The 11,122-nt window shown below is 68.1% G+C and carries 8 protein-coding genes and 1 pseudogene; 2 read left to right on the top strand and 7 right to left on the bottom strand.

Annotated elements, in window-relative coordinates; genetic code table 11:
• Positions 1 to 698 precede the first annotated feature (698 nt).
• Positions 699 to 1,160 (top strand): DUF4279 domain-containing protein, encoded by a 462-nt coding sequence (locus IF00_RS0139875; protein ID WP_158710601.1) that lies wholly within the window; start codon positions 699 to 701, stop codon positions 1,158 to 1,160.
• A 138-nt stretch (positions 1,161 to 1,298) separates the two neighbouring features.
• Here IF00_RS0139875 and IF00_RS47750 read toward each other — a convergent pair.
• The 5 genes and pseudogenes from IF00_RS47750 to IF00_RS0139855 all read right to left on the bottom strand — a co-directional run.
• A pseudogene (locus tag IF00_RS47750) lies at positions 1,299 to 1,436 on the bottom strand (VOC family protein); the annotation flags it as partial.
• 424 nt (positions 1,437 to 1,860) lie between these two features.
• A complete protein-coding gene (locus IF00_RS0139870) occupies positions 1,861 to 3,039 on the bottom strand; it encodes an NAD(P)/FAD-dependent oxidoreductase (protein WP_030326913.1) in 1,179 nt (392 codons plus the stop codon).
• 233 nt (positions 3,040 to 3,272) lie between these two features.
• Positions 3,273 to 3,440, bottom strand: a complete 168-nt coding sequence (locus tag IF00_RS45960) for a hypothetical protein (protein WP_158710600.1) — start codon at positions 3,438 to 3,440, stop codon at positions 3,273 to 3,275.
• A gap of 187 nt (positions 3,441 to 3,627) precedes the next feature.
• On the bottom strand, positions 3,628 to 4,512 hold the full coding sequence (locus IF00_RS0139860) for an RNA polymerase sigma-70 factor (RefSeq protein WP_030326912.1): 885 nt from the start codon (positions 4,510 to 4,512) through the stop codon (positions 3,628 to 3,630).
• Between the two features lie 698 nt (positions 4,513 to 5,210).
• Positions 5,211 to 5,822 (bottom strand): hypothetical protein, encoded by a 612-nt coding sequence (locus IF00_RS0139855; RefSeq protein ID WP_245234786.1) that lies wholly within the window; start codon positions 5,820 to 5,822, stop codon positions 5,211 to 5,213.
• Between the two features lie 940 nt (positions 5,823 to 6,762).
• Here IF00_RS0139855 and IF00_RS42165 point away from each other — a divergent pair.
• Positions 6,763 to 7,026, top strand: a complete 264-nt coding sequence (locus IF00_RS42165; protein ID WP_245234785.1) for a hypothetical protein — start codon at positions 6,763 to 6,765, stop codon at positions 7,024 to 7,026.
• Between the two features lie 271 nt (positions 7,027 to 7,297).
• Here the strand turns inward: IF00_RS42165 and IF00_RS43095 are convergent, their stop codons facing one another.
• Complete coding sequence (locus tag IF00_RS43095) at positions 7,298 to 10,183, bottom strand: caspase, EACC1-associated type (RefSeq protein ID WP_051820892.1); 2,886 nt, start codon at positions 10,181 to 10,183, stop codon at positions 7,298 to 7,300.
• Positions 10,184 to 10,188: 5 nt separating this feature from the next.
• Positions 10,189 to 10,551 (bottom strand): effector-associated constant component EACC1, encoded by a 363-nt coding sequence (locus IF00_RS0139840; protein ID WP_051820891.1) that lies wholly within the window; start codon positions 10,549 to 10,551, stop codon positions 10,189 to 10,191.
• Positions 10,552 to 11,122 lie beyond the last annotated feature (571 nt).

Raw genomic sequence — 11,122 nt, 5'->3', positions numbered from 1 at the left:
ATCGATCGCTCAGTAGCCCCCACCACCAAGAGCTGCCCTGGAGGAACGATCCGCCATCCAAGGCAGCCGAACCCCGTTCACGGAAGTGCGGACAGAACCAAACTCAGCGCGCCTCAGCGTTTGTGGAGAACGGACTTCGGTGCGGCCGTTTGTCGCCATGACCTCACTCTCACGCCCATCGTGCCACGTCCCGGATCAGCACACGACCCATCGGACAGGCCCTAACCCTGACGCTGGCCCAGCCGTCGGCGCTGTACGTCCAGTCTCCTCGACGGCACCTGGAGTTCGGCGCCCTGACTTCGCAAGCGAATGGGCATCAGGTGTCGACCACTTCGGGGGGCACGAGAGTCCAATGCTGTTCGATTGCCTGACGGTCAGAAGAGGCCGGCCGAAGTGTTCTGCGTGAGGTTCTCGAGGATCGTGCGCAGCCAAGGGCTGCGTGCGGCTGGTAGCCGGACCTACGTGTGCTGGAACGTTCCCCAGTCGGCCCGGAACAGGTGGTTGGGGAGCAGAGGAAGCGGGTCGTCGCGGAGGACGTCTTGGGTCATGCGGCCCGACGTGGGAACCGGCAAGTTCGGTTCGGGGGCGGCTATTGAACTTGAACTCGTGGTGCCGGGTGGCTGAAGTGCGCGGGCTCCGATTGGTGGAGCGCCAAGAAGTCAGTGGCCTTGGACGGGACGGCCTGCGATCGTGATGGCGTGCCAGAGAACCTGATGTTGCGGCAGCCGATGCCGGATACGAAGTGGTCCGCCGGGTCGTTGCGGATCACGAGCCAAACGGTGGGCGCCAGCGAGATCTCGGCTCGCTTGGGGATCGCGCCGGATGATCAGTTCGAGCGAGGAAGCCTGACGAGCCCTCGGAATCCGAGCAGCGTCCGGCGTGAGGTCAACGTGTGGATTCGCCGGAGCGGCCTGGGCAGCGACCGCTGGCCGGAGGAACATGTGGCGGCACTGGTCAGGCTGTTCGACGGGCACCGTGAGGAGCTGATTCGGCTATCTGATGCCTGCGATCTGGAGGTGGTTCTCGGGTTCGGCAGTGAAAACGGCCAGGGGGGCTGCGTCCTGCCGGCTCACCTGCTCGCCGAGGTCGGCGCTCTGGGGCTCGATGTCGTGCTCGACCTCTATCCGCCGACGCCGGAGGATGCTGCCACCGGGACGTGACCGCTGCCGACGCCATCCGTGCCGAGGTGCAAGGACGTGACAAGGCCGGCGCCCTCCAGCCCGGCGATCAGCCGGTCCGGGGGCGCCCCAGCCGCCCGGCTGTCCGGCGGCTGCCGCATGCGACCACAGGATGATCTGCACCGGGCTGTGGGGAACACCGACGGTGAGGAACCGTCCGTAGGGCCCCGGGAAGTCGAGCCGCTTCTCCAGACCGAGTCCCTCGGTGTAGAACTCCAGCGCGCGGTCCTGATCGGTGACGTAGACCGTCACGTACATGATGTTGGTCAGCATCCGGTTCTCGAATCACTCGTGGGTGTGACGACCGGCGTATCCGGTCGTCACACCCATGACGCATTCGTCACAGCCCGCCGCCTGTCTGCCTGTTCTGTGTCGTCCGATCCGGTCCCGTCCCCCGCAAGGTGGTCATCGCCGTCGGCACGAAGCCGATGACCGACCCCGTCGGCGACGGCGCAGGCTGAGGCACGAGCCGGCTTCCGACCGTACCGGTGGCACCGGTGACGAGAATCTTCATGGTGACGCCTTCGGGAGAAATGGACCACGCCCCCTTCCGTGCGCGTCGCGGGCGCACCAGCCTTCGGCGCTGGCGTATGGGTCCTGCCTGGTGTCGGCATGGACCGTCGGCTGACGGCGTCCGCGCGCCGCACGTCGGGCAGTACGGCGCCGAACGTGGACGAGCCCGTCACACGGTGGTTTCGAGGGAGGCGGTGGCGCCCTTGGAGACGAACGTGGTCATGTTCATGCGCTTGCTGTAGCGGTACGTCATCAGCGGGCTGCTGCTGACCAGTTCCTTGTACATCACGGCGGCGCGACCGGTGAGGCGCCAGCGGGCCGGGGTGAAGTCGGCCTTGGTGAACTGGATGACCGCATCGCGCCGACCGAGGCTGAGCGGCTGGTGGAAATAGCCGAAGCGGAACGGCTTGACGGACTTGCCGCGTACCAGCCGGACGATGGTATCGGCGGTGTACTGCGCGGTCGGCAGCCCGCTCTGGCAGGAGCCGTGGAGCTGCCCCCAGGTCATGCGAACGGATGCGGCGTCGCCGACGGCGTGGATCTCTGGGTGGGACACCGACCGCAGCGTGGCGTCGGTCAGGATCCGTCCGCGGTCGTCGGTGGCGATCTTCGAGTCGGCGGCGAGCGGCGACACCTTGACGCCGGTGGTCCACAGGCATGCGTCGGAGCGGACGGTGCGACCGTCGGTCAGCTGGACGGCGTCGGGCAGCACCTGCGCGACGCGGGCGCCCGACACCACGGTGATGCCGAGGCGGTCCAGCGCGCGGCGCAGGTACACCCGGGCTCGGTCGCCCATCATCGCGCCGGGCTCCTCCGCGCTGATCAGCGTGACGTTCAGGCGGGGGTGGGCCTCCGCGAGCTCGGTGGCCGCCTCGATGCCGGTCAGGCCGCCGCCGCAGACGGTGACCAGGCCGCCCGACCGCGCGAGTTCCACGGCCCGCTCGGCGAAGCGGACGGCGATCTCCGGGCTGTTGAGGGTGAGCGCGTGCTCGTCGGCGCCGGGGACGTTGCCGGTGTCGGTCCAGCTGCCCAGCGCGTACACGAGGGTGTCGTATCCGAGAGAGAGGCCGCCGTCGACAGTGACGCGCCGGGCCTCGGGATCGATGGCGGTGGCCGCGCCCTGGAGGAACGTGACTGCCGTTCCGGCGAGCAGGTCGGGGATCCGGTGGTCGGCAAGCTTCTGTCCGGCGGCGATCTGGTGCATCCGCAGCCGCTCCACGAACCGGCCCGAAGGATTGACCAGTGTGATCTTCACTCCGGTGCCGCAGGTGCGGTGGGCCAGTCGGATGGCGGTGAACATACCCGTGTACCCGGCGCCGAGAACGACGATGCGGTGGTTCGAGTTCATTGCGGCTGCTCCGTTGTTCGTCGCGATTGCGTGGACATCTACGGGACAGGTGAGGGTGCGGCGGCGTGACAACCTTGAATGTGACCTGCATCACATGATGAGAGCCGTGGGGGGCGGTGCCGGGTGGGCTGGCTCGTTGGGTCGGCGGCTCCTTCCTGACCGACGCTGGAGAGCCGGGCTCCGACCGTGTTGTCGGTGCCCGGCTCTCACGTGCAGCCCATGCTGCCCGTCATTCAGATGCGGCCCCGGGATGCACGGGAGAACGCTCCCCCGAGAACGGTCAGGCCCACGCCGACGACGACCGCGGCCCCGCCGACTGCAGTCCGCTCCCGTCCACGCTCCTTGGCCGCCCTCATCTGCGCGTACGTGTGCTCGACCCGGCCCTCGTCCGCACAGACCATGCCGGGCTTGATCCGGCCCGGTACGCAGGCCTGGCCGGATCCCGCGGCACCGCAGGAGGAAGATGAACCTGAGGCTGCCGACGACGACGGCAACCGGGCTGCAGAACTTGAGGAATCCAGACACCACGTTCACTCCCGTCGGGTCAGGCACGCCGACCGGGCGCGGCACCTGCAGCCAGTGAGCGCTTCAGGAGGTGTGGTCGCCGTTCAGGCCGGCGAGCTTGTCCGGATTGACCTGCAAGCGGAGGTTCTGCATCCGCCCGTCCACCAGATCGAAGGAGAGGGCACCGACGGGGGTGTCGCCGACGACGGCGAGGACGCCGAGTTCGCCGTTGATCTCGACGGCGCTCAACGTGACGCCCTGGGAGTCCGGCTTGGCGAGCACGCCGAGCAGCCAGCGGCCCACGGCCGAGGTGCCGTGCAGGGGGCGACGCGAGGCGGTGACCTTGCCGCCGCCGTCGGACCAGGCGGTGACGTCGGGGGCCAGCAGCTCCATCATCGCGTTCAGGTCTCCGCCGTCGCAGGCGGCCAGGAAGCGGTCGGTGATCGCGTCGCGCTGGGCGCGGTCGGTGTCGAAGCGAGGCCTGCGGGCCTGTACGTGGGAGCGCGCCCGGTGCGCGATCTGGCGGATCGTCGGCTCAGGGCGCTCCAGCACCTCGGCGAGTTCGGCGTGTGAGTAGCCGAAGACCTCGCGCAGTACGAAGACGGCGCGCTCGATCGGGGTGAGGCTTTCCATCACCACGAGCATTGCCATGGAGACCGTCTCGGCCATGTCTGTCCTCTCCGCGACGTCAGTGTCGGTCAGCACCGGTTCGGGCAGCCACGGCCCGACATAGGACTCGCGGGTGGCACGGGCAGAGGTGAGCCTGTTCAGCGACAGATTGGTGACGGTGCGCACCAGGTAGGCCTTCGGCTGCTGAACGGAGGCGTGGTTGGTGCGGGACCAGCTCAGCCAGGCGTCCTGCAGGATGTCCTCGGCGTCGGCGACACTGCCCAGCATCCGGTAGGCGGTGGCGAACAGCAGTCGCCGGTGCTCGAAGAACGGGTCCTGGGCGGGCGTGGAATCGATCATCGGATCAGGCTGCCGGAACGCCAAGCCGCCGGGCAAGGGCCCGCACTCCGGCCACGCTGCCCGCGTGGCTGGGCTGCAAGCCGAGTTCGTGCTTCGCCCTCGCGTTGGACAGACGGAGGTTGGTCCCCATGACGCTGTGCGCCAGAGGGCCGACTTGGGGAGCCACAGCGGGACGGTCATCGGCGATGACGTGCCTGACGCCAGTCAACGAGCGCAGGTGCTCACCGAAACCGACCGGGGTGTCGTCGGCGATGCGCGAGGACGACGGCGCGGGCGGCGTCGTCCACGTCCCCCCACCCGCGAAAGCGCCCGCCCCTGGTCGGCAACGGCCGGGACCTTCCGCTTGCACAGCACCGGCACCAAAAGGACGTCGGTGGTACCGGAGCCGCAGAACAGGCGGTACCGCGGGCTGATCTCCTCTATGCCGTCGGCGGTGAACGCCGACTCCTCCTTGGTACTCACCGCCCCGACATGCCGTTCCACGCGGCGATCGTGCTGGCGCGGGCTGAAGACCGCGCCCCGCTCGGTCAGCAGCCCCTCGCCCTCGCCCTCCCGCAGACGACCGGCGCAAGCGCCCAAGCAAGATCCGGCACCACCACGTCATCCGCCAGGCAAGGTGAGGAAGGACCGGTGGCGCAGGAGCCGGTTCGCCCTGCAGGTGAGGGAAGGCTGTCCGACGGAGGCGTGGTAACAGCCTCTCAGTACCCCCAGCCAGCGTAGATGGTGACGTTCCTGCCGTTGTCTCTGGCTCCGACGCACACATCACGCCAGTCGAGCAGCCAACCACTGGAGCGGCAACTCTCCTGCTGGAGGCCCAGTTCGCGGATGATCTCGGGCCGAGACAGGCCGTCTTCGCTCGTGACCGTCGCGACGCGCCAGCAGCCGCCGGAACCGCAGCTGGTGCCTTCGTCGACCATGCTGATGCCCGGCGGCAATGCGGGGAGGGCCTTGGACGGCGGGGCGTCTGAACCCTCACTGATCATCAGCGCGTACAGGAGGCCGGCCACGAGAGTGAGGATGAACTGCATCCCCAGGAACCCCATCGCTCCGTTGCGGCGGGAGGCCCATTCCGGGGAAGGAGAGTTCTCGTGCCGTCCTTCCAGTCCCGCGCCGCAGGCGATGAGCAGGGGCGCGAGAGCCGTGAACACGAGATGGGCGTCGGGTCTGGGGGCGTCGATCCAGCCCCGCTGGACACTGATCAGCAGACCGGCTGCGGCGAGCAGGGTGCCGCCGATCGCGAAACCGATGGGGCGGGTGCGGGCAATCGTCATCCAGACGACCACAGGCGCGACAGCGAAGAGAATTCCCAAGAGGGTCAGCATGGACGGGGGACGCGCGGCACCGAGTGCCCGGTTCCACACGACCGGGGCTCTCAAGCCCGCAGGCCGCTCGTTCATGCTGTGAGTGCGGCGAAGTCGTCGCCGAAAGGGTCTCCCCTACTGCCTCGCCGGTGACAGCAAGCCTGGCGCCACCCACGACGACACACCGCCGCTGACAACACCACACAGCACCGCTGCCGACATCGAGGAACGGATCCGCGCACCGCGGCGCGAGCGAGGACTCGGCCCCGCCCGCATCGGGTCGATCCTCAGGGTGCCCGCTGTCACCGTCCGCCGGGTGCCGTCGAAGTGACCCTGGTGTCAGTGGCCTGCGACATGATGCAGACCAGTGACGGCTGATACGGCAGCGACTTCCGAGGCCGCCCGAGCAAAGGGGTGTTCTGTGCACGAACCGGTCAAGGACAACGATCGGACCGCCGATGAACGGCGCCTGCATTACGAGAAGTGGCAGTGGGGCGGGAGACTGCCGAGCGAGACGCTGCGCGCCGTCCGCGGAAGCAACGTCCTCGACCTGCTCACCTACGACAGCGACCTGGTCCACGCCCTCGATGCCGTAGGAGCCGACGTCCAGCGTTCCGTGGCACTGCTGGCCGCGCGTCGGGCATGCGAGGCTGCCGGCCTGACCACTGTGCCGTGGGTTGCCAGGGCGCTCACCGCGCTGGCGGAGGGGCGCCCGCTTCCGCCGCCGTTCGATGACCCAGCCCGGATGTGGGAGAGCCTGCGGTCCACTCCCCTCGCGCCGAGGCCGCCGGTGCTCGGGGCCGTACGTCCAGAACGACCGCGATATTTTCCCCCGACGCCCCCCGGGTGGGCATGGGTCCCGACCGCGGAGCGAGGAGACGACGGGGCGAGACACTACGAACTCGGCAGGCTACCGGAAAGCCCCCGACCAACAGTGCCCGACGGCAAGTTGTCGGCGGCATCCCCGAACGTCGAGCACACCCCCGACTCCGTCACCCCCGCAGCACTCACGCACCCCGCCAGTACACCGATCACCCGCGGACCGATCTCACAGCCGCACTTCGCACTGCCCGCCGTCCTGGTTGCCGCCGAGTCCTCCCCGCTCAAGGCGGCTCTGGACGCGATATCGCACGCGCTGGAGACATACGGAGAGCACTACCCGGACCTGCTGGAAGAGATCCGGTCGGTCTGCGCCGAACAGGCGGGCACGTAGGCAGGGCCTCGTTCCGGCGACTCTGCCTTCCCACGAGCTGCCGGCCTCATGGCGGCACGCGCTCATCGCATCCTGATGCTGGGCGGAGGGTTTCGTTCCGCACGCCAGATCGCAGTCAGAGTTCACCGTGGCGGCGGGGTCTTCGAACGATTCGTAGGTGCGGTGCATCGCCCAACGTCGCCTCGGGGGTGTCGAACTGGTCAGGCGTCAGTAGTCACAGGGCGTGCCGCGCGTCGGATTTCATGTGATCTCGTGCAGTCATGGTGCTTGGTCAGTCCTCTCCAGCTCTTGCAGGAAACCATTTCTCCGGCTTCTGCCGGTCCGCCGCGGTCGGCCCGAGCGGAATCTGCTGCGGCAGTGCATCGAGGCCGTCAGCCAACCCCTGTGCCAGCAGAAGTTTGCCGTGGGCGATGCGGTGGAGCAGGTCCCAGCCCCGGTGACTGATCACATGATCGGTCCCGTTGGATGGCCCCTGCGCAAGGCGGTGTTCCCTGTTGAAGCGGGCGACGGCCTCACTGGTGGCAGGGCCGTAATAGTCGCTGTCCACCACCCAGCGGGGCAGGTAGCCGGACTGCTTGAGGGCCGCCTGGAGTTGTCGCACTCTGGGGTGCGAGCGCTCTGGCAGCAGCTTGCGCGGAAATGGCGGGGGGACGAATCGGTTTCCTTCACTCTCGAAAGTGATGCGGAGCTGCTGTCCCGGCGTCAGAAGGAAGGGAACGGAGAGATCGTTTGCTTCGACGATGCTGGCCCAGCGCACGCCGTAGCGGGCGGCGATGCCGTAGACGCTGTCCTCGTCCCTGACGACGTACAGCGCGTGGTTGTGCGGTGAGGGCGTGCGCTGCCGCCTGTCAGGACGCCCGTTTCTGGGCCACCAGAACGTCAGTGCCTGCCAGACGGTCTCCCTCTGCGCGCCGCGCAGGCCGGCCAGTTTCTCGACGAAGTCCTTTGATGGCCGTGCCGCCTGCTCCAGTCGCCGGGCGCAGCCGGTGAGCGACCGTTCTTCGAGGGCGATCACCAGATGAGCTTGGCGGTGGTGCTCCCAGTCACGGACCACGGCATCAAGGACCCGGTTTGTACGGATGCCGGCGGACAGCCTTTCCAGAGAGGCGACAAGTGCGGCGACATCGGCGACGGAGCGGTCGTCGATGCCGCATACCAGGTCCGTCTTGGCCGGTAGAACGGTGTCCAGGGCCCTGGCCAGGTAGGCGGTGTCGATCGGCGAGTGCGAGCGCCACAGTGTACGCAGGGCAAGGTCGTCGGTGAACCGCGAGCCGTTTGCGTTCAAGTGGTCCAGCATGATGCCGGTGTCACCTGGGAGACGGTTGCGCACCGTTCGCCAGAGCACGTGTTCGGCATCGGAGCTCTGGCCTGCTTCGTCGAGGACCTGGATGAGATGGGCGACGTCGACGGGCGAGGATGTGCGAGCCGCTTCGTTCAGGAGGGCGGGCATGTGCTGGTGGGCGGGGGAGACGTCCAGTGCTTGGGTGATTTCGACAAACTCTGCTCCGGGCCGCAACCTGGCTGTTTCCAGCGTTGCCGCCAGCGCGTGCTGGTGTTGTCCCACGGCCATCAGATGGGTGATGAGCAGGATGGTCTCGCTGACAGTGCTGTTCCGGATGGCCAGGCGGCGTCCGAGTGCGGCTGCCTCGGTCAGGCGCAGTTTCTGCAGGGCGGCGATGAGTTCGCCCGTGTGCTCGGGTCCTCGGTGCCCGATGCCGGTTCGGAAGATTTCCTCTGCGATCTCCTGGTATCCGTCGCGGTAGAGCGAGGTGATCATCTCGGCGGTGTCAGTGGCGGTACGGCTGCGGGCCGCTGCGGTGATCAGTGCCAGCGCGTGGTGGGGGTGCGGAGCGTTGTGGAGGCGCTGGAAGAGATCGATGACATCGGCGATGGGACGGCGCTCTGCCAGGACATGCATGACGGGTTCGACGAGTTCGTCGAGTTCGCCCCGGCACGCCAGGCCGGTCAGGGCGAGAGTGTCGTCGAGGCTGCGGGTGACTGCGAAGGCGGAGAGCAGGACGGTCGTGTGCTCACGCAGGCCGATGCGGATCAGAGCGGTGGCCAGGTGCACGGTGTCCGCGGCGGGCTTGAGCTCTGCCGTCAGGCGCAGCAGCGTGATCACTGCGTCCTCGGCGGGCGTGGCCAGAAGCTGTTCGAGGAGATCAGCGCTTTCCTGAACGCTGCGGGAGGCCATGAGTGCAGGTAGGGCCGCCTCGACGTGGGGCTGGCGGCCGGCCTGGTAAAGGGCGACGAACAGGAGGGCGAGATCGGCGACTGGTCTGTGCTGCAGGGCGGTGTGGACCATCTCGGTCGCGGTCGCTGGTCGGTGCTCGCTCAACTCGCCGATCTGCGCGGCCAGTACCGGCACCGACACGGTGCGGACGGCGTCCAGGGCGCGGGCGATGTCCGGGGCCGCGACAAAGCCTTCCGGAGGTGGCTGGAAGGCGTTGTTGCGGGCGAACGGCCACGAACCCAAGCTGTTGCGGCACAGACTCTGCGGACGGGGGCGGTCCTTGGCCTGCAGGCGCCGGGCGAGCTGGTCGAAGACGGTGTCCAAGTCGAGGAACCTGCTGCGGGACGCCACGCCGTCCCGCAGCAGGTCGAGGAGTTCGCCGGTGAAAGCGGTGTAAGGCTCATCGGGCGGAGACAGGGCCACAGCCGTCTCCGCCGCAGCCGCCATGAGGTAGGTGCCGTCGATCTCCGCGAGTGCCGCGACCGACTCGGACTGCACACCGAAGGCCCGCGCGCTGTAGCAGCAGTCGAGGATCACGATCCGGCGAGCGGCGCGGCTCGTCGCGATGGACCGTTTGATCCAGTCATAGGGCACCGTCGTGTCGAAGACGGAGTCCCGGTCGCTGTCAGGGACGGCCAGGTGCAGCAGGCCGGTGCCAGGGTCGATCAGCCCGTGGCCCGCATAGTAGACCAACAGGGTACCTGTGGCCTCTTGAGCGGCTGCCCGGACAGCGACAGACACCTGCCGCGGAGAGGCCGGGTCCACCAACGTACGGCAGTGCCCGGCATCCAGGTGCAGCACAAGGTCGCCCAGCAGGGATTTGAGAGCAGGAACGTTGGCCCGCACTGCCGGAAGGTCGTCCAGGGTCGTAAAGCCACTGGCCCCGACCAAAACCGCCCTCGAGGCGGGCGCCGGATCGTGCATGTCCGCTACGCCTGTTCCCGCTCCAGTTCGGCGAGCAAGCGCCCGGCGTCTTCGTTCGCCGCTCCGGTCAAGGTGATCCGGGTACCGTCGGCGCGCTCCACGACAAGGGTCGGCGACCCGGGCCGGCTACGCCGCCATGCAGCAATCGCCACCGAGAGCGACGCGGCGTTGAAGCCCGTCCCGAGAACCAGGCTCAGCACGTCGATCAGGTCCCCTTGCGCCCCCGGCACCGTGACAGCGCCGGAGCCCAACGTAGGGCCCGCGTGCCGGCGGCAGACCGCGTCAGCCAGCAGCCACTCGTGCAGGGACCGCAGTTGTTGCTCCGCAGCGGCAGCTTCCTCCTGGTCCACGCCGATCGCGACCTTCACCGAGCATCAACTTCCTTCCGTTCGAGAGCCGTTCACTCGGCCAGACGATCAGTTGCACCCGGGAGTTCCCTACACCAATTAGGACATAGGTGCGACTGTGCTCCCGGAGGGGGCCTCGGTGAACTGCCATCGTCGGGACCACCCAGGAGGGTGAACTGCCATCGGGGACCACCCAGGAGGACGTGGGCACGGGCGTACACAGCGGCCGGAGGTTCCAGGTCGTCGAAGCTGACCGACTGCACGGTGGGTCCAAGAGCGGCTTTTGTGCTCCGAGGAGTTGGGGGACTGTTCGCTTCGCCATCGGTCAGGTCGGCCGTGGACCGCCGACCAGGCCGCGTACTCGGAGCGGTGGCGCCTGTCGGCCGGTACCGCTCCTGCCTGAACGTGAGGCCACTGCAGGCTCAATGGCGGCCTCGGCCCCTGCACGCGTACAACCGTGTTCAGGGTTCGCGGGTCTCTTGATGTGCGGCACACGAAGCGCCCACATCCCCCCGCACGGGTGGAAACCATCACGACCTGCACAGCCGGTCCCCGGAAAGGAAGCACGTTGCCTCCCATGAGCCACACCGGC

This window comes from Streptomyces flavochromogenes (assembly GCF_000717595.1).
GTDB classification, from domain to species: domain Bacteria; phylum Actinomycetota; class Actinomycetes; order Streptomycetales; family Streptomycetaceae; genus Streptomyces; species Streptomyces flavochromogenes.
The sequence above is the reverse complement of the archived record's forward strand: the minus strand, read 5'-3'. Positions and strand labels throughout refer to the sequence as shown.

Coding starts and splice junctions, on each gene's coding strand:
- IF00_RS0139870 (WP_030326913.1), bottom strand. CDS start 3,039: ATGAACTCGAACCACCGCATCGTCGTTCTCGGCGCCGGGTACACGGGT.
- IF00_RS45960 (WP_158710600.1), bottom strand. CDS start 3,440: ATGGTCTGTGCGGACGAGGGCCGGGTCGAGCACACGTACGCGCAGATG.
- IF00_RS0139860 (WP_030326912.1), bottom strand. CDS start 4,512: ATGATCGATTCCACGCCCGCCCAGGACCCGTTCTTCGAGCACCGGCGA.
- IF00_RS43095 (WP_051820892.1), bottom strand. CDS start 10,183: ATGCACGATCCGGCGCCCGCCTCGAGGGCGGTTTTGGTCGGGGCCAGT.